Annotated in this window: 10 protein-coding genes; 8 read left to right on the top strand and 2 right to left on the bottom strand. The window is 61.4% G+C overall.

From position 1 onward, the window contains the following. Positions 1 to 5 precede the first annotated feature (5 nt). On the bottom strand, positions 6 to 1,784 hold the full coding sequence (locus BLW80_RS26185) for a type I secretion system permease/ATPase (RefSeq protein ID WP_093761036.1): 1,779 nt from the start codon (positions 1,782 to 1,784) through the stop codon (positions 6 to 8). Positions 1,785 to 2,347: 563 nt separating this feature from the next. Between BLW80_RS26185 and BLW80_RS26180 the strand changes: the two genes are divergently transcribed. After that, positions 2,348 to 10,678 (top strand): ExeM/NucH family extracellular endonuclease, encoded by an 8,331-nt coding sequence (locus BLW80_RS26180; RefSeq protein WP_093761203.1) that lies wholly within the window; start codon positions 2,348 to 2,350, stop codon positions 10,676 to 10,678. 108 nt (positions 10,679 to 10,786) lie between these two features. On the opposite strand, the gene BLW80_RS26175 is transcribed toward BLW80_RS26180, so the two are convergent. Further along, on the bottom strand, positions 10,787 to 11,587 hold the full coding sequence (locus tag BLW80_RS26175; RefSeq protein WP_093761034.1) for a GntR family transcriptional regulator: 801 nt from the start codon (positions 11,585 to 11,587) through the stop codon (positions 10,787 to 10,789). Positions 11,588 to 11,778: 191 nt separating this feature from the next. Between BLW80_RS26175 and BLW80_RS30530 the strand changes: the two genes are divergently transcribed. The 7 genes from BLW80_RS30530 (at position 11,779) to BLW80_RS26145 (ending at position 19,237) form a co-directional block, all read left to right on the top strand. Then, positions 11,779 to 11,940, top strand: a complete 162-nt coding sequence (locus tag BLW80_RS30530; RefSeq protein WP_170849806.1) for a hypothetical protein — start codon at positions 11,779 to 11,781, stop codon at positions 11,938 to 11,940. Continuing rightward, positions 11,937 to 12,998 (top strand): ABC transporter ATP-binding protein, encoded by a 1,062-nt coding sequence (locus tag BLW80_RS26170; protein WP_170849805.1) that lies wholly within the window; start codon positions 11,937 to 11,939, stop codon positions 12,996 to 12,998. Before BLW80_RS30530 ends, BLW80_RS26170 begins: the two co-directional genes overlap by 4 nt. An 8-nt stretch (positions 12,999 to 13,006) precedes the next feature. Next, positions 13,007 to 14,029, top strand: coding sequence for an ABC transporter ATP-binding protein (locus BLW80_RS26165; RefSeq protein ID WP_093761201.1), 1,023 nt, complete (start codon positions 13,007 to 13,009; stop codon positions 14,027 to 14,029). Between the two features lie 19 nt (positions 14,030 to 14,048). Beyond that, positions 14,049 to 15,602, top strand: coding sequence for an ABC transporter substrate-binding protein (locus BLW80_RS26160; RefSeq protein ID WP_093761030.1), 1,554 nt, complete (start codon positions 14,049 to 14,051; stop codon positions 15,600 to 15,602). Between the two features lie 63 nt (positions 15,603 to 15,665). Beyond that, the gene (locus BLW80_RS26155; protein WP_093761028.1) at positions 15,666 to 16,622 is read left to right on the top strand and encodes an ABC transporter permease; all 957 of its coding nucleotides are present in this window, start codon (positions 15,666 to 15,668) and stop codon (positions 16,620 to 16,622) included. After that, the gene (locus BLW80_RS26150; RefSeq protein WP_093761026.1) at positions 16,619 to 17,494 is read left to right on the top strand and encodes an ABC transporter permease; all 876 of its coding nucleotides are present in this window, start codon (positions 16,619 to 16,621) and stop codon (positions 17,492 to 17,494) included. Before BLW80_RS26155 ends, BLW80_RS26150 begins: the two co-directional genes overlap by 4 nt. Positions 17,495 to 17,521: 27 nt before the next feature. Further along, positions 17,522 to 19,237, top strand: a complete 1,716-nt coding sequence (locus BLW80_RS26145) for an AMP-binding protein (RefSeq protein WP_093761024.1) — start codon at positions 17,522 to 17,524, stop codon at positions 19,235 to 19,237. Positions 19,238 to 19,270 lie beyond the last annotated feature (33 nt).

The following is a 19,270-nucleotide window of genomic DNA, read 5'->3' as shown; positions in this document are numbered from 1 at the left end:
TTTCCTCAGCTTCGGCCGTCAGCGGTCATGCGGACTTCGTGCACCGGCTGTGACGCCACCTGGTTTGCAGGGTGTTGCGAGGCAAGCGCCTTGCGCAGGACTTCATCTTTCGGACCAAATGCCTGGACCTGGCCATTGGCGAGCGTCATCACGAGATCGACCCCTGCGAGAGCCGCCGGGCGGTGTGCGACAATGATGGCGATTCCGCCACGCTCACGCACGCCCTTGATTGCCTGGGTCAATGCAGCGTCGCCTTCGACGTCGAGATTGGCGTTCGGTTCGTCGAGCACCACCATGAACGGGTCCCTGTAGAGCGCACGTGCAAGCGCTACCCGTTGCCGCTGTCCACCCGAGAGGGCAGCGCCGGCTTCACCGATTCGCATTTCGAAGCCCTTTGGCAGGTTAAGGATCATGTCATAGGCACCCGCGGCTTTTGCGGCGGCAATGACGGCCGGTCCATCCATCTCCGGATCGAAGCGGGCAATGTTCTCGGCCACCGTGCCGTCGAACAATTCGACGTCTTGCGGCAAATAGCCCATCAAGCCGCCCCGAATTTCGGCGGGCCACTGGTCGAGGGTTGCGCCATCGAGGCGGATCTCGCCGCGCACTGCAGGCCAGATCCCGACCAGCGCACGCGCCAATGTGGATTTGCCCGACGCCGACGATCCGATGATTCCAACAGCCTGGCCGGCTTTGAGTTGGAACGTGGCATTCTGAACGATGGCCTTGGTGCCGCCCGGCGCGACAATGAAAACCTGACCGACCGTGAGAATGTGTTGGGCACGTTCTGGCGCAACGGCAGAAGGGCTCTCGTCTTGAGACGACAGCACGTCGCGTAACCGCTGCCAGGCCTGGCGGGCGCCGACGAAAGGACGCCAAACCGAGATCGCCAGTTCGACGGGAGCCAGCGCACGGCTGCCCATGATCGAGGAGGCAATCATGACACCACTGCTGGCCTGTCCTTCGATTACCAGCCAAGCGCCTAATCCGAGCAATGCCGATTGCAAGATGAACCGCAGGGTCTTCGACAGCGTGCCGAGCGCACCAGCAATGTCAGAACCGCGCTGCTGAGCGGCGATCTGATCGGCATTGGCTGCGCCGATGCGTGAGATGACTCGTCGCTCCATGCCGAGGGCGGCGACGACCTCGGCATTGCGGCGTCCTGCCTCCAGCTGGATGTTGCGTATGGCGGCATGGCGGGATGCTTCTCGCGTGGGCTTCCGTGTCAGAATTTCCGTAACAAGAGCAATGCCGAACAGAATGGTTGCGCCACCGACCAGGGTCCATCCAAGATACGGATGCAGCAGGAAGCACCCGGCGAGATACAGCGGCATCCACGGCAGATCGAACAGCGTTGTCGGCCCGAGGCCGGACAGGAACCCGCGCACTGAATCCAGATCATGAGCGAGTTGAACACCGCCGCCGCGGCTGGACTTCAAAGGCGATCGCAGAATGGCGGAATTCACTGGCTCCCACAACGCGCCATCAAGGGCAGCTCCGATGCGCGTCAGGATCCGCTGGCGCAACCAGTCGAAAACACCCTGCACAGCGTAGATCGCAATTACGATAATCGAGAGCGATACGAGAGTAGGAATGCTGCGCGAGGGAATGACGCGGTCATAGACCTGCAGCATGTAAATGGATCCGGTCAGCATCAGGATGTTGACCACGGCGGAGAACAACCCGACAGACAGGAACGCGCTGCGACATGATGCGAGAGCGGCACTCGGAAGATCTTGGTACTTCGATCCGGCTGTTCTGTCTGCCGAAATTGCTGCGGTCATATTTCACCTGGGCCAGTAAGCGACAGCGATGCGCGCCGGTCGAGTTCGTTATCTGGCTTCAGCGTCAACTGCGTGACAGCGCGTGAATTGCGTGCGCGTGCAATGATGCAGTCGCTCGATCAGCCATACGAATTGCGAGCGATGTTGCGCGGCAAGACACTGCAACAGCAAACACATTTGTTCTTGCACGTCGTGTCCGTGAATTTCGACCGTTGTCTGACACGTGATCGTTGGAGATTTCGAATTCGGTTTAGTTCGATCAGTTCCATCGTCGTTCAATGCGCTGCTACCAATCCGCGGTGGAGCAACCCGAAACGCTTTGCACTTTTGCGGGTGTGGCACGATGTCGCGATTTGCTGTGTCGCCTTTGTATAGTCGAGCAAAAAGAGCGGTCGGCGCGTGGCTTCACTGCGACGTTAGAAACCAGTCACGCGGCTGTTAAATCGACGTGGCTACATCCGGCGCATTAACTTTTCGTTAACCAAAGGCAGTCGGTCGCGCGTCTTCGCATTCTGCGAAGCGAGCGATGTTCGACGCACGCCTCAACGATGGAAGCCGATTTCATGTCAACGACATATCACGCCCTTGCCGTTAGCGATCTCGTCCAGGATTGGTCCAATGCCGGCGCAATCAACGCCGATGATAATTGGTCTTCCGTTCCATCGATCGTCGGCTATCTCGGTGACATCAACGCTGGTTCGCCAACTGGCACCGATCCGCGGACATTGACCGGCGCTGGGCTCGGCGCCGTCGATGTGATCGCCAATCAGACTGCCCCGAATTCTCTTACCAATGGCGGCGTTGCGGAATTCGCTGTTGCCAATCCGACCATTGCGCTGAACGGCTCGGGTACTGCCGACGCACCGAGCCTCGTGCTTTATCTCGATGCGAGCGGCCGCGATAATGTGCGACTGACCTTCAATGCGCGCGATCTCGACGGCAGTGCAGACGATGCGTCCCAGCCAATTGCCGTGCAGTACCGGGTCGGTTCCGCCGGGTCCTGGACGAATGTGCCGGGTGGCTACGCTGCCGACGTGACCACTGCGAATGCCGCAACTCAAGTGACGCCTTTCAATTTACTGCTGCCGTCCGAAGTCAATGGTCACGCGGACTTGCAGGTCCGGATTCTCACCACCAATGCCGGTGGCAATGACGAGTGGGTCGGGATCGACGATATCCGCGTCACGAGCAATGCCAGCACCCCGGTCGTAGGTCAGACTGTCGGCTTTTCTGCAGGCACGGTGTCGGTCTCGCATGACGAGGGCAATAGCGGCTCGACGGTCTATCAATTCACCGTGGAGCGCAGTGGTGGCACCGATGGCGATGTCTCATTCTCCGGAACCATTGCCTCTGCGCAGACCGACGCATCGGATTTTGTTGGAAGCGTGCCGAGCAGCTTTAGCGGCGTGATCCCGGCTGGGCAGGGCTCGGCAACGGTGACCGTTATGGTCGCCGGTGACACCACCAGCGAGCCGAATGAAAATTTCACGCTGACGCTTCAGAGCGCTTCCAATTCCACCGCCGTGGCGACCGCGATCGGCACCGCGCAAGCCACCGGCACCATCGTCAATGATGACGTCGCGATCACCAAGATCAGCGCCATCCAGGGTACGGGCGCCACCAGCGGAATGGTCGGCCAGACGGTCACTGTCGAAGCCATCGTCGTCGGTGATTTCCAGAATGGGGACGGCGACAACAGCCGCAACCTGAACGGCTTCTATGTTCAGGAAGAGGTGACCGACTCCGACGGTAATGTCCTGACCTCTGAAGCCATCTTCGTATTCGGCGGCAACGGTGACGTGGCCGTCGGCGACCGTGTCCGTGTCACCGGTTCGATCAGCGAGTATTTCGGTCTCACCGAACTCACCGCGACCAACATTTCCGTGGTTGAAGCGGGAGCAGTTGCCGATATCAACACGATGGCGACCGTGATCGATCTGCCGGGTGCCGGCACCACGCTGAGCCAGGACGGCGACTATCAGCCGAACCTCGAAGCCTATGAGGGCATGCTGGTCACGCTGCCAGAAACGCTCGTGATCACCGAGCAGTTCAACCTCGATCGCTTCAACGAAATCAAGCTGGTGGCAGGCGATCGCCCCGCACAGTTCACGGAGAATGCGCCGGACGCTGCAGCCTATCAGGCTTATCTTGCCGAACTTGGTTCGCGCACCATCACCTATGATGACGGCCTGAACGCCCAGAACGCGGCCATCAGCAATCTCGATGGCTTCGGCCCGACCTACAACACCGCCACCGCGCCGCGGATGGGAGACACGATCACCGGACTGACCGGCGTACTGGACTATCAATGGGCTGGCAATGCCGCATCGGGCGCGACCTGGCGGGTCCGCTCCGTCGAGAACGGCACGAATACGTTTGAAGACGGCGCCGCGCCGCGGACTACTGCACCCGACGATGTCGGAGGTACGCTCCAGGTCGCAAGCTTCAACGTCCTGAATTTCTTCAAGACGCTGGATAATGGCGCCAGCACCGCCATCGGTCAGGAGCCGCGCGGCGCCAACGACGCCGTCGAATTATCGCGCCAGACCAGCAAGCTGGTCGATACCATTCTTGCAATGGACGCCGACGTGCTGGCGCTGACTGAGCTGGAGAACGATTTTCTTCCCGGCTCGTCGGGCAATGCGATCGAATATCTGGTCGGCCAGCTCAATGCCGCTGCAGGCCCCGGCGCCTATGCCTGGGTCAGTCCCGGTCAGCAGTTTGTTGGTGGCGATGCCATCGCGGTCGGCTTCATCTACAAGACCGCGGATGTGAAAATCGCGGACGGGACGACGGTCGCGATCCTCAACGATGCCGATCTGCCTGGCCTCGGGCTTTCTGGCCTGCTGAGCCAGAGCACCGTCGGGCATGTTTTCGACGGCGCGAATACCAGCCGCAATGCGCTTGCGGTGACGTTCGAGCAGATCGCCACCGGTGAAACTTTCACCGCAATCGCCAACCACCTCAAATCCAAGAGCGGCACCGGTACCGGCCTCGATGCTGACCAGGGTGACGGTCAGGGCAACTGGCAGAACCAGCGCGAGCTCGCAGCGACTGCGCTCACCGCTTGGGCCAACAGCGACCCGACCGGCTCCGGCGACAGCGACGTGCTGATGCTCGGCGATTTCAACAGCTACGCCAAGGAGCAGGCAACGGGCATCATCGAGAACGCAGGCTATGAAAACCTGCATGGCCGGGAGGACGGTGCTTATTCCTACGTCTTCGACGGTCAAACCGGCACCCTCGATTACGCGTTCGCGAATGACAGCCTGTCGTCGCAGGTTACTGGCGTCACCACCTGGCACATCAATGCCGATGAGGCCGATGCCCTCGACTACAACACGGACTTTTCGCGCGATCCGGCGATCTTCGATGCCGATACGAATGTCCGCGTTTCCGACCACGATCCGGTCATCGTTGGTCTCGATCTGAACCAGAACCAGACGCCGTCGACCTACAGGCTGCAGATCCTGCATGCGTCGGATTTCGAGGCCGGTCTCGATGCGGTCGATCGCGCCGGCAATTTCGCCGCCATCGTCGATTACCTCGAAGAAACACAGGCGAATTCGATCACGCTGTCGTCGGGCGACAACTTCATCCCTAGCCCGTTCTTCAGCGCCGGCAGCGACGCCTCGTTGAAGGAAGTCTATGAGACTGCGCTAGAGACCTATTACGGTCTTGCCAGCGGCACGCTGAACATCACGCCCGGCTTCGGCAGTGCTGACATCTCGATGCTGAACATCATCGGCGTGCAGGCTTCGGCGATCGGAAATCACGAATTCGACGCGGGCACAAATCCGCTCGCAGCAATCATTCGGCAAACTGCCGGCTTCCCGGGCGCACAGTTCCCCTTCCTATCTGCCAATCTGGATTTCTCAGGCGATCCCAATCTTGCCGGCCTCTACACCAGCCTCATCCAGAACGCTGACAACTATTCCGGATTCCCGCCGGCCGCCGGCATCGGCAAGAAGATCGCGCCTGCGACCATCATCGAGGAGGGCGGCGAAAAGATCGGTGTGGTGGGCGCCACCACCCAAATCGTCGAAAGCATTTCCTCGACCGGCGGCGTCGAGGTGATCGGCGACGATGTTGACGACATGGCCGCACTTGCTGCGATCCTGCAGCCAACTATCGATAGCCTGATCGCTCAGGGTATCAACAAGATCATCCTGGTCAGCCATCTCCAGCAGATCGCGTTCGAGCAGGCGCTTGCACCGTTGCTGCACGGCGTCGACATCATCATCTCGGGCGGATCGAACACGCTGCTCGCCGATGCGCAGGATACGCTGCGTCCAGGCGACACTGCCGATGGCACTTACCCGATCGTGACCCATAATGCCGACGGCAACACCACGCTGATCGTCAATACTGACGGTGAATACTCCTATGTCGGCCGGCTGGTGGTCGATTTCGACGCCAATGGCAACGTTATCGCGGGAAGTGTCGATCCTAATGTCAGCGGTGCTTATGCGACCACTGACGAAGAGGTCGCCGATCTTTATGACAACGTCATCGACGTCGACGGTGACGGCGATATCGATGCGGCGGATGCCAATCCGTTCGCCGAAGGCAGCAAGGGGGATCTCGTCAACGACATCGCCCAGGGGGGCGGTAATGTGATCGACGCTCAGGACGGCAATCTGTTCGGCAGCACCAATGTCTATCTGGAAGGCCGTCGCGGCGAGGTCCGCACCGAGGAGACCAATCTGGGCGACCTCACGGCCGACGCCAATCTCTGGTACGCCCAGAAGGCCGATGCGACGGTGATGGTCTCGATCAAGAATGGCGGCGGTGTCCGCGATTCGATCGGCAGCGTCTCCGCAGTGGGCGGCGTCGCCCAGGAAAATCCGCCATCGGCCAATCCCGGTGTCGGCAAGGAAGAGGGCGACATCTCGCAGCTCGACATCGCCAACTCGCTGCGCTTCAACAATGCCCTGTCCATGGTGACCGTGACGGCAACACAGTTGCTGACGGTACTGGAGCATGCGGTGGCCGCGACCGCGAATGGCGCCACCCCCGGTCAGTTCGCTCAGGTTGGCGGTATCGCTTACTCCTTCGACAAGGATAGCCCGGCCGGCAACCGCATCCAGTCGGCAGCGCTGATCGACGAGAACGGCAATCCCGTCCTTGTTCTGGTCGAGAACGGTGAACTCGTCGTCAACGCCGACATGGCGATCCGGGTCGTGACGCTGAGCTTCCTGCTCACGGGCGGCGACGGCTATCCGTTCGCGAGCTTCATTGCGGCCAATCCGGCCTTTGCCAATGTTGTGAACCTGTCTCCGAATCTCGTCCCCGATGCTGGTCAGGTGGCCAACTTCGCGGCCGAAGGCACCGAACAGGACGCATTCGCCGAATATCTCGCGGCGCACTATTCCGAAACGGCCTACGATGTCCTCGACACCGACCGCGCGCATGACACACGAATCCAGAATCTCGATTACCGGCAGGATACGGTGCTGTCCGTGCAGCCGATCGTGCTGGTCGGCGACGATGATGACAACATCCTCACCGGCGCACTCGGCAATGATACGCTCTCGGGCGGCGACGGCGACGACACACTGACGGGTCTTGGCGGCAATGACGAACTCGACGGCGGGGAGGGCGATGATACGTTGCTCGGCGGTGCCGGGAACGACAATCTCACCGGTGGCGAAGGTGACGACGCTCTCAGCGGCGATGCCGGCAACGACGTCCTGGCCGGCGGCGAAGGTGACGACACGCTCTCCGGCGGCGCCGGTGACGACGAGCTCGATGGCGGCGAAGGCTACGACACCCTCGACGGCGGTGCTGGCAACGACCGGCTCGTTGCCGGAGCCGGCGATAGCGCATCCGGCGGCGATGGTGACGACATTATCGTGGTCTCGACCGACGATTACGCGCCGGCGTTGATCGATGGCGGTGACGGCAATGACATCCTGAAACTGGTGGGTTCCGGTACCGGCGTCATCGACACCAGCAACATTGTCATCAACGTCGAAAATCTCGTGGTCAGTGAAGGTACCTGGTCGGTCACCGGCAGCGACTACTCCACGGTTACAGTCGAGGGCGGCGCCACACTCATCAGCAACGTGGCTGTCAACAACGGCGATCTGCTTTCGGTCCATGCTGGCGGCAAGCTGATCACCGGCACCGCCATCCTCTGGTCGGGCGGCGGAGCCGCCGTGGTCGACAATGCCGGCCTGATCGAAGGATCGAGCCGCGTGCTCAACACCACGAGCGGTGTGACGGGCTCGTTGACCTTCAACAACGAAGCAGGCGGCATTCTTCGCGGTGCGCTGAGCCCACAACAGGCGGGACACGCTGATGCAACCATCACGATCAACAATGCTGGCGTGATGGAAGCGGGCGGTCGCGTCATCGACTTCCGCAGCTTCGATGGAGCCGGCGCTTCGGCGGTGATTAACAATCTCGCCGGCGGCATTATCCGCCAGTACGGGAGCGACACCGACGTGATCCGCCCCGGCAATGACGGGATTGTTAACAACTGGGGTACCATCACTACCGATCCTGGCTTCGTCGGCGGAGGTGACCTGATCGACTTCCAGAGCGATACCGGCGGCAAGGTCAACAACTATGCCGGCGGCTGGATGGAAGGTTCGCGCCATGCCGTGACCGGCGACAATGCTGTGACCGTCGTCAATTCAGGCACGATGATCGGCCGCAACGGCTCGGCGGTGAACATCGACAATGGCGGTTCTGAAGCCGAGAAGGTCTTCATCACCAACCACGGCACGATGGAAGGTCGCTCGGCGGAACTGTCCGACTCCGATGGCGATGCCATCGACGTCGATGGTCTGGTGCAGGTCCTGAACTACGGCCGTATCGCCGGCCTCGGCGCCGAGGGCTACCATGATGGCGAACCGAACGTCTCCGAGGGTATCGCCATCGGAGGAGGCTCCGTCGTCAACAGTGCTACTGGCGAGATCTACGGTTACGGTCGTGCTATCCAGGTGGATAATTCCAGCAACAGCAACGCGCTGGGTGTGTCCACGATCGTGAATGATGGCCTGATCCGCGGCGACGGTCACGGTCCGGAAGGCGTCTCTGCGGAAGACGCTGCCCGCTTCGACCTACGCGGCAATGAGGCGATCAATCTGGTTGGCGACTATGAGGATTTCGTCGGCAACAACAGCACGGGCCGGATCATCGGCGGCATATCGATGGGCGGAGCCAGGGACACCCTGAACAACTCCGGCTCGATCATCGCGACCGGTGGATCGGCCATCGACATGGGCGCCGGCAACGACCAGGTGAACCTCTATGTCGGTGCGACGGTGACCGGCAAGATCCTGCTCGGAACCGGCGACGACGTCGCTCTCTCCACCTCGGCTGGTGGCTTCGAGATCGATGGCGGCGACGGCAGCGATACGATGGCCATGGACTACGCATATGGCGGTGCTGACATCCTCAGCGGCGGAAACGGCAACGACTACATCTATGCCGGTGCAGGCAACGATCAGGTCGATGGCGGGGCTGACGACGATACGCTCTATGGCAATGACGGCGATGACCTGATCAAGGGCGGATCCGGCAATGACGATATCGCCGGCGGCATTGGAGCTGACACCATTCATGGTGATGGCGGCAATGACAGCATCGATGGTGGCGAAGGGAACGATACCGTCTTCTACACGGGAACGTTCAATAACCACGGCTACGCGTTGAACGGTGATGGCTCCGTCAAGGTCACCGACCTGCGCAATGGTGCGCCGGACGGGATCGACACGCTGCGTAATATCGAGCAGCTCAATTTTGTCGACGGGGCCTGGAAGCTAGTGGTCGGCACCAACGGCGACGACGCGATCACCGGTTCTGCCGGCAATGATCTGGTGTTTGGCGGCAGCGGAAATGATACTTTCCTCGGCACCGGCGGGCTGGATACCTATGACGGCGGCGACGGAACCGACACAATCGACTACAGCCAGATCACATTCAAGGTGACGGTCGATCTTGCCTCCGGGCTCGCTTACTACCCCGGCTATCTCGCCGGCGCCGATCACTTCAGCAATATCGAGAATGCGATCGGGACCGGCTATGACGATCTTCTGATCGGAACCAGCGGTGCCAACACGTTGATCGGGGGCGCGGGCAACGACGTTCTGAACGGCGGTGACGGCGACGACATCCTACGCGGCGGTGCAGGCAACGACACGATCGACGGCGGAGCGGGCTACGATGTGCTCGACCTGTCGGATGCGACCGGAGCGTTGACGGTCAACTACGCGGCTGGAACGGTGACGGGTGCCGGGATCGGGACCGATCATTTCACCGGCATCGAGGAGATCCTGTTCGGTGCGGGCAATGATCAAATCACCGGCGGCAACGGTGACGACACCTTCGATGGCGGTGCCGGCAACGACACCATCAATGGCGGTGCGGGTGACGATGCGCTCAGCGGCGGCGTTGGTGACGACGCGATGGACGGCGGTTCCGGCGACGACGTGGTGTCCGGCGGCATCGGCAACGATACGCTGAAGGCCGGCTCCGGCGATGACAGCGTCGATGGCGGTGACGGCAACGACATCATCGATGCTGGCTCGGGTGACGACATCATCGTGGCCGGTGCGGGTGCGGACAAGGTGAATGCCGGCTCCGGCAACGACATCATCGGCGGTGGAACCGGCGACGATATCCTGACCGGCGGTTCTGGCTCCGACGTGTTCGTGTTTGCCGCCGGGTTCGGCAAGGATATGATCACCGACTTCGCCGCGAGCGGATCTTCCAAGGACTTCATCCAGTTCTCCAGCGATCTGTTCTCCGACTATGCCGATGTGATGTCTCACACCGCCCAGGTCGGCAGCAGCATCGTGGTGACGCTGGATGAAAACCATGCAGTTACGCTCGCCAACACCAGCCTGGCGTCGCTTACCGCTGACGACTTCCGCTTCGTCTAGCGGCGGAACATGGCACACGGGGCGTTACTGACGCCCCGTGTGCACCTTACGTTTTTGCCTTGATGAATTGCGAGTCGCTACCGTCCGAGCCTGCCGCTCCGTCGCATTTCACCCGCGCGGAGCGGGCGCAATGTCCGCCAGCACATTATCGTGCCCATCGCTATGTGTTAGCGCACTCAGGTCGAATGTCTCTCCGCGAATGCGCGATAGGGTGGACAAGGCGCGGTCGCGATCACTTTCCAGAAGCTGACCGAGATGTGTGACAGCAGCGTTCGGCTTGCGCTGCCGGATCGCCTTCAATGTCGACGCCATTAGGTCGGCGCTGAGTCGGCGGATGTCGCGGGTCTGATAGTCCAGCGGCGTCTTCCATATGGTTTCCCATACGGTTTGATTGGCAAGGTCGGTGAGCAGTTCGACGAGCAGTTCGTTGCCCGAGCCGCGCGCAATGGTCTTTACCGCGCGCGTTGTGGTGTGTGCGAAAGCCATTGGATCATCGATCTCGACTGCGACTCTCAACTCGTCGCATCGGCGCGCCAATGTGTCGATGAAGCTTTCGACCGGCGTGGTCGCCATGGTGCGCACTGCCAGCATCGACAGTGCGGTGCGGACATTAAACAGGTCAGCCACCGATTTGAGTGACAGCGGCCTGATATAGGCGCCGCGCCGCGGAAAGATGTCGACCAGGCGCCGGCGCTCGAGAATGCGTATCGCTTCACGAATAGGGCCACGGCTGACGCCAAAATCGCGCGCCAGGTCGAGTTCGACAAGGCGCTCGCCTGCTTTGCGGCGGCCGGAGACGATCTCGGCACCGAGTTCCTCCGCAACCTGATCGGGGATCGTACGCGGCGCAAATCTGCGTTCGACGTCGTGCTGGTTATCATTGAATGGCTTGCGAAGTGTCGCTGCCATGGCTGCCTCCTGTCGATGCACGCTTGCCGCGTCATACGGTCCTGTCTACCGCAGAAGTCAATTGTTGACAATTGACAGTCGATGACCTTTCATTGGGCTACTGTCGCTTCAATACATACCGGCACAAGCTGGACTGCGATGGAACGTCCCGGTGCAAGATCTGCAGAACAGGGATGGCAAGGGAGGTGAACATGGCGGCTCTGTTCGCGTCGGCGCATGTCCGACTGACAACACCCCAACAGACACGCGTCTGCGGCTTTCATCCGTATGTGCAAGTGCAGCACCGGCAAACCCTGCAGCAGTGGATGATGCGCGGCGTCACTGGCCGTGTTCCTGCTGGCGAAGCGCGATGACAGGTGCGATCGACATCTCCGCTCCCACGGCAACGCGCGTTGCTGGAATGCCCGACGCGGGCGTTTCGCCGCAGCCGCCTTTGCTCGAAGTGCGCGATCTCTCGCTGTCATTCACGACGGCGCGCGGCGCATTGCCGATCACCCGGAACGTAAATTTCACCATCGCGCCGGGCGAGCGCGTTGGCTTGGTTGGTGAAAGCGGCTGTGGCAAGACCGTCACTGGTCTGTCGCTGCTGCGCCTGCTGCCGCCGCAATCGGCGCGGATCCAAGGCGATATCCTGTTCAACGGGACCAATCTGGCCACGCTGTCGCCGCGGCGCATGCGCGCCGTGCGCGGCCGTGAGATCGCGATGATTTTTCAGGAGCCGATGAGCGCGCTCGATCCTGTCTTCACGGTCGGCGATCAGATCAGCGAAGCCTATCGCATCCATTTTCCGGTCAGTCGCGCGGAGGGGCGCGAGCGCGCCATCGCTGCGTTGCGTGAAGTCGGTATCCCCGCGCCGGAGCGGCGCTGCGACGAATATCCGCATCAACTCTCGGGCGGCATGCGCCAGCGCGTGATGATCGCGATGGCGTTGATCTGCAAGCCGCAGCTGCTTGTGGCCGACGAGCCCACTACAGCGCTCGATGTGACCGTGCAGGCGCAGATCACCGATCTCTTGCGTTCGTTGAGCGAGCGCACCGGTACGGCATTGATCTTCATTACCCATGATCTTGGCGTCGTCGCCGAAACCTGCACCCGCATGATCACCATGTATGCCGGTGAGGTCGTCGAGGACGCGCCGGTGGATGACGTGCTGACGCGGCCACGTCATCCCTATACATCCGGACTGCTGCGCTCGCTGCCTAGCCTCAGCCCGCGCCGCGGTGCGCTGGCCTCGATCCCAGGTCGTGTGCCATCGCCGAATGCGATGCCGGCCGGCTGCCGCTTCCGATCACGTTGCACGCATGCCGTGGCAGGCTGCGAGCAGAGCCAGCCGATGGTCGAGATCGAACGCGGTCGTACTGCGCGCTGCTGGCGTGCTCCCGAACTCGTGCTGCCGGGAGCGGTGAATTGATGTCAGGCATGCGGAGCCACAAGCGGGACAGCGGCGGGATTCTCGCAGTGCGTGACTTGCGGATCCTGTTTCCGACCCGCGATGGCCGCGACACAGTCAAGGCGATCGACGGCATGGATTTCGAGGTCCGCGCTGGCGAGACCTTCGGCATTATCGGCGAGTCTGGCTCGGGCAAGACCACGCTTGGCCGCGCGCTGGTGTCGCTGCTACCGCCGAGCCATGGTCAGATCCTGCATGACGGCACCGATCCAGCTGCCCTCGGTGCAAGCGCGTTTCGCAAGCATCGCCGCGATTACCAGATCATCTTCCAGGATCCGAATGCCGCGCTCAATCCGCGCATGACGATCATCGACAGCGTGGTCGAGCCGCTGGAGATCATGGGCGAAGGCGATCATGCCTCGCGCCATCGCCGTGGCATCGAGGTGCTGGAGCGCGTCGGCCTTGCCGCCGAAGCGGCCGATCGCTATCCGCATCAGCTGTCCGGCGGCCAGAAGCAGCGCGTTAACATCGCGCGCGTGCTGACGTTGCGGCCCAAGGTCATCGTTTGCGACGAGGTGGTGGCGGCGCTCGACGTCTCCATCCGCGGCGACGTGCTCAATCTGTTTGCTGACCTGCAGCGCGAATTCGGTCTGACTTATGTGTTCATCACCCATGACATCTCGGTGGTCTCGCACATCTCCGACCGCATCGCCGTCACCTATCTCGGCAAGCTGATGGAGCTCGGTCCGGCCGAGGATGTGGTCGAGCGGCCACTGCATCCCTATACGCGTGCGCTGTTGTCGGCCGAGCCGGTGCCGTTGCCGTCGCATTTGCGGGTCGACCGCCGCATCATTCTCGAAGGTGAAATTCCGAGCCCGGTGGCGCCGCCATCGGGTTGCCGCTTCCGCACGCGCTGCCCGTCGGTGCAACCGCGTTGCGCCGAAGAAGTGCCAGCCTGGCGCGACGTCAAGCCGGGACACCGCGTGGCCTGCCATTTCGCCACGGCGAACGGTCCACCGTCAGACAATCAAAAAGCGCAACGCGCATCATAATCAACGGGAGGATTTTCGAATGACCACCATCGACCTCAGCAAGCGGACCCTACGCCGTCGTGACATTCTCGCGCTGATGGGTGGCGCTGCCGCCACCGGCGCGCTCGGCCTGCCAGCCTGGGCGCAGGAGGCCAAGAAAGGCGGCGTGCTGAAGGTCGCCGCGCCGGCCAATCCGTCGTCGCTCGATCCCGCCACCGGCGGCGCCGGCTCCGACCACAGCATTCTGTGGACCATGTACGACACACTGGTGGAGTGGGACTACGAGACGTTGAAGCCGAAGCCGGGGATGGCGAAATGGGCGTTCCCCGATCCGAAGACCATGGTGCTCGACATCACCACCGGCATCAAATTCCACGACGGCACGCCGATGGATGCGGAGGCCGTCAAATTCAACCTCGAGCGCAACCGCACCGACCAGCGCTCCAACGTCAAGCCCGATCTGTCCAGTGTGGATGCGGTCGAGGTCACCGGTCCGCTGCAGGTGACGCTGAAGCTAAAGAATCCCGACACCGCGCTGCCGGCGATCCTGTCGGATCGCGCCGGCATGATGGTGTCGCCGACCAATATCAAAGTGCTCGGCAATGAGACCGACCGCAAGCCGGTCGGCGCCGGGCCGTGGAAATTCGTACGCTGGAATGACAACGAGATCATCGTCGTCACCCGCCATGATCAGTACTGGCGCCAGGGCCGGCCTTATCTGGACGGCATCGAATTCAATATCATTCCGGAAAATGCCACCGCTTTGCGTTCGGTCGTCGCCGGCCAGAACGATATGGCGTTCCAGCTGCCGGCGCGATTGAAGCCGGTGATCGAGCGCGCCAAGAATCTGGAAACCGTCAGCTCGCCGACATTGTATTGTATTCAGGTCTACTTCAATTACGGCCGCGCACCGCTCGACAACGTCAAGGTCCGTCAGGCGATCAACTTCGCGCTCGACCGCGATGCTTTCGTCAAGGCGGCGCTCAACGGCCTTGGCGAACCGGCGCGCATGACGCTGCCGAGCTCGCACTGGGCGTTCAACAAGAACGTCGCGGGGATGTATCCCAACAATACAGAGAAAGCGAAGCAGCTGCTCGCCGAGGCCGGCTACAAGGATGGTCTCGAACTGACCATAGGCGGCTATATGGATCAGGATTCCGTGCGGCGTGGCGAGGTGATCCAGGATCAGCTCGGCAAGGCTGGCATCCGCCTGAAATTCACCCGCGGCACCATTGCCGAAATCAGCGCGCAGTTCTTCGCCACCGAGAAGAAGTTCGACCTTCTTGTCTCGGCATGGACCGGGCGTCCAGATCCGAGCATGACCTACGGGCTGAGCTTCGACAAAGGCGCTTATTACAATGCGGGCCGCAGCGGCGAGCCGGAGTTGTCGAAGTTGATCCAGGAGAGCCGCGTCAGCGAAGACCTCGCCAAGCGCGCCGATGTGTTCGCCAAGATCCAGAAATTCACGGTGGAGAACGCCCTGTCGGCACCGCTCGCATTCCAGTTCGAACTCGATGCGCTGTCCGCCAAGGTGAAGGGCTTCAGGCCCAATCTGCTCGGCAAGCCGAAATTCGAAAATATCTCGCTCGGCTAATCCGTCCGACACAGCAACCGGCGCCGCGATCATCGCGGCGCCCTTAACTGGTGTGAATTGCGCATGTTGAATTCCGGACGTCTCCGCATCATCGGTCGTCGCCTGCTGCAGACAATCCCGGTAGTGGTGCTGTCGACCTTCATCGTGTTCGGCCTGCTCAAGCTGGTGCCGGGCGATGTTGCGGTGACGCTTGCTGGCGACAATGCGTCGGAGCAGCGGATCGCCGAAATCCGCGAGCTCTATGGTCTGAACCAGCCGTTCCTGCTGCAATATGGCTCATGGCTCTGGAAGGCGGCGCATGGTGATCTCTCCAGCTCGCTGATCTCCAACGAAGCGGTGCTGACCTCGATCCAGCGCTGCCTGCCGCATACGCTGCTGATCGTCGCACTCGCGCTGTTCATGGCGATGTTGGTCGGTATCCCCTTGGGCATTGCCGCGGCAACCAAGCCGGGCTCGTGGATCGACGGCTTCGTCATGGCCATCGCCTCGCTCGGTGTCGCCGTGCCGAATTTTTGGCTCGGCATGCTGCTGGTGGCGTTCTTCTCGCTGCAGCTCAATTGGCTGCCGGCCACGGGTGCAGTATCGCTCATGAAAGATCCATGGGCGTCGCTCAGTCATGCCATCCTGCCGGCGGTGGCGCTTGCGTCCGGCGGCATTGCCGAGGTGGCGCGGCAATTGCGGTCGTCACTCGTCGAGATACTGTCGTCGCAACAGGTTCGCACGCTGCACGCCAAGGGTTTGCCGCCATCGTCCATCCTGTGGCGTCACGGCTTGAAGAATGTCAGCGTTAACCTGCTCACCGTCGTCAGCCTGCTAGCGAACCGCCTGCTCGCGGCGACCGTCGTGGTCGAGGCAGTGTTCGCGATTCCCGGCATGGGCGGCCTGATCGTCAACGGCGCGATGAACCGCGATTTCCCGGTGGTGCAGGGCGTCGTGTTCACCATGGTCCTGATCGTCGTGACGCTCAATCTGCTCACGGACATTCTCTACAGCGTCCTCGATCCGAGGATCTCGTCATGACGGATGCTGTGATGGCGCCCGAGCATCGGCCGGGACCTTTCTCGGGTTTTGTACGCTGGTTCGTCAGTGATCTACGCGGCGCTTTCAGCCTGGCTTTCCTCGTCGCATTGTTCGCGATCTCGGTTCTCGGCCCGTGGATCTCGCCATACGCGCCGGCTGCACAGGATCTCGACGCGGCGCTGGCGACCATGTCGACTCAACATTGGCTGGGTGCTGACGATCTCGGTCGCGATACGCTCAGCCGCCTGATCTATGGCGGTATGGCGTCACTCTATGCGAGTTTCCTTGCGGTTACGATCGCCGTTCTGATCGGCGTGCCGGTCGGCATTCTCGCCGGCTATCTTGGCGGCTGGGTCGATACGGTGATCAGCCGTGTTATCGACAGCTTCCTGTCGTTCCCGGCCATCGTGCTGGCGATCGCCGTGACAGGTGCGCTCGGCATCGGCCTTACGAACGGCATGATCTCGGTTGGCATCGTGTTTTCGCCGCAGCTTGCGCGCCTCGTCCGTGCGCGCACGCTGGTGGTGCGCAATGAGCTTTATGTCGATGCCGCGCGTTGCTTTGGCGGATCAACACCACGTATCCTGTGGCGTCACGTGCTGCCGAATGCGATCCAGCCCGTTATCGTGCAGGTCACGCTGTTGCTGGCCGCGGCATTGCTTGCCGAAGCCAGTCTCAGCTTTCTCGGCCTCGGCATTCAGCCGCCGGATCCGAGCTGGGGTTCGATGTTGGCGCGCGCCTATCAGAACATGGAAATCGCGCCCGAGCAGATGTATCCGCCCGGCCTCGCCATCCTGTTTACCGCTCTGGCCTTCAACACATTGGGTGAATCGCTGCGCGTCGCGCTCGATCCGACCATGAAACGCAATTGACCAAGACCAAGAAAAAGGAAGACGGTGATGACCGCAAGCGCCAAAGAAACTGAATATCTCGCCAGGCTGCACGAGCTGTGGGCTAAGGCCTGGCCGAAGGGCACGCCGAACAAGCCGCAATATCTGCATGGCGAGGTGGCGCTGACCGAATATTTGCGCGCGTGGGCCAAGCGTAATCCTGAAAAGCCTGCGGTGATCTTTTATGGTCACGTCACTACCTATGCCGAACTCGACGCGCAGAGCGATCGCTTTGCCGCATTGCTGATGGAGAAGGGGGTCCGCAAGGGTGACCGTGTCGCGGTGTTCCTGCCGAACTGCCCGCAATTCCATATCGTATTCTTCGGCATCCTCAAGCTTGGCGCTATCCACGTCCCCGTCAGCCCGCTGTCGCGCGCGTTCGAATTGTCCTACGAATTGAATGATACCGACGCCGAAGTCATCGTGGCGCTAGATCAGCTGGCGCCAGTGGTCGACCAGGTGCGGAGCGAGTCCAAGCTGCGCGAAGTGATCGTTACCAGTTTCGCGGATGTACTTCCGGCCAAGCCGACCATTCCCGTCCCTGACTCGATCAGTGCGCCGCGCATTGCCATCTCCGGTGCGACCGATCTGCTACTGGCACTGGCTGCGCTGCCCGCGCCAAAGCCGCTTCCGCCCGCCGGACCCGATGATATCGCTGCGCTGAATTACACCGGTGGCACCACCGGCATGCCGAAGGGCTGCGTGCACACACAGCGCGATATGGTCTATACGGCCGCCGCCAATCACGGCATCTCCGTCGTTGCCAATGAAAACAGCGTCTTTCTGTCGTTCTTTCCAGAGTTCTGGATTGCCGGTGAGAATTTCGGCCTGATCTTCCCGATGTTTACGGGCGCAACGCTTGTCCTGCTGGCGCGCTGGGATGCGATCGGGGCACTGTCGGCAATCGATCACTACAAGGTCAATGTCACTGCAATGCCGGTGGATGGCGCCGTCGAGCTGATGGATCATCCGCGGTTCGGGGAATTCGACCTGTCGTCGCTTAATCAGGTGCGTGTCGTATCCTTCGTGAAGAAGCTCAATCCGGCCTATCGCAAGCGCTGGAAGGATCTCACCGGCACGATCCTGACCGAAGCGTCGTGGGGAATGACCGAAACCCATACATCCAACACCCTTACGGCCGGTTTCCAGGATGATGATTTCGATCTGCTGTCGCAGCCGATCTTCGTTGGGCTCCCGGTGCCCGGTGCCGAGTTCAAGATCACCGATTTCGAGACAGGTGAACTCGTACCGCTCGGCGGCGAGGGCGAGATCCGCGTGCGGACACCATCGCTGCTGAAGAGCTACTGGAATAAGCCGGAAGCAACAGCGGAGTCGTTGATCGATGGCTGGCTGCGCACCGGCGATATCGGCACCATCGATACCGACGGCTTCCTGCACTTTCTCGGTCGTCGCAAAGAGATGCTGAAGGTCAAGGGCATGAGTGTATTCCCGCCGGAGATCGAGGCGCTGCTCGGGCAGCATCCGAAGGTTCTCGGATCGGGCGTGGTCGGCCGTGAAGATGCCAGCAAGGGGCAAGTGCCGGTCGCATTCATCCAGCTCAAGCCGGAAGAGAGAGGCACCATCACGCCAGCGGAACTGCAGGCGTGGTGTGCCGAACGGATGGCCGTCTACAAGGTGCCTGAGATCCGCATCATCGACGCGCTGCCGATGACTGCCACCGGCAAGGTGAAGAAGCAGGAACTCGACGCAAACGCGCCGCAGTAAATCGAAACGTTACATGGCCTCCGGTGTGGATGA

The sequence above is a fragment of the Tardiphaga sp. OK245 genome (assembly GCF_900108575.1).
GTDB lineage: Bacteria > Pseudomonadota > Alphaproteobacteria > Rhizobiales > Xanthobacteraceae > Tardiphaga > Tardiphaga robiniae.
Note: the sequence above shows the minus strand (reverse complement) of the source record. Positions and strands in the feature narration are given on the sequence as shown.

What these genes read in the sequence shown, in the direction of transcription:
- BLW80_RS26185 (WP_093761036.1), bottom strand. Translation starts at nt 1,784, where the DNA reads ATGACCGCAGCAATTTCGGCAGACAGAACAGCCGGATCGAAGTACCAA.
- BLW80_RS26180 (WP_093761203.1), top strand. Translation starts at nt 2,348, where the DNA reads ATGTCAACGACATATCACGCCCTTGCCGTTAGCGATCTCGTCCAGGAT.
- BLW80_RS26175 (WP_093761034.1), bottom strand. Translation starts at nt 11,587, where the DNA reads ATGGCAGCGACACTTCGCAAGCCATTCAATGATAACCAGCACGACGTC.
- BLW80_RS30530 (WP_170849806.1), top strand. Translation starts at nt 11,779, where the DNA reads ATGGCGGCTCTGTTCGCGTCGGCGCATGTCCGACTGACAACACCCCAA.
- BLW80_RS26170 (WP_170849805.1), top strand. Translation starts at nt 11,937, where the DNA reads ATGACAGGTGCGATCGACATCTCCGCTCCCACGGCAACGCGCGTTGCT.
- BLW80_RS26165 (WP_093761201.1), top strand. Translation starts at nt 13,007, where the DNA reads ATGCGGAGCCACAAGCGGGACAGCGGCGGGATTCTCGCAGTGCGTGAC.
- BLW80_RS26160 (WP_093761030.1), top strand. Translation starts at nt 14,049, where the DNA reads ATGACCACCATCGACCTCAGCAAGCGGACCCTACGCCGTCGTGACATT.
- BLW80_RS26155 (WP_093761028.1), top strand. Translation starts at nt 15,666, where the DNA reads ATGTTGAATTCCGGACGTCTCCGCATCATCGGTCGTCGCCTGCTGCAG.
- BLW80_RS26150 (WP_093761026.1), top strand. Translation starts at nt 16,619, where the DNA reads ATGACGGATGCTGTGATGGCGCCCGAGCATCGGCCGGGACCTTTCTCG.
- BLW80_RS26145 (WP_093761024.1), top strand. Translation starts at nt 17,522, where the DNA reads ATGACCGCAAGCGCCAAAGAAACTGAATATCTCGCCAGGCTGCACGAG.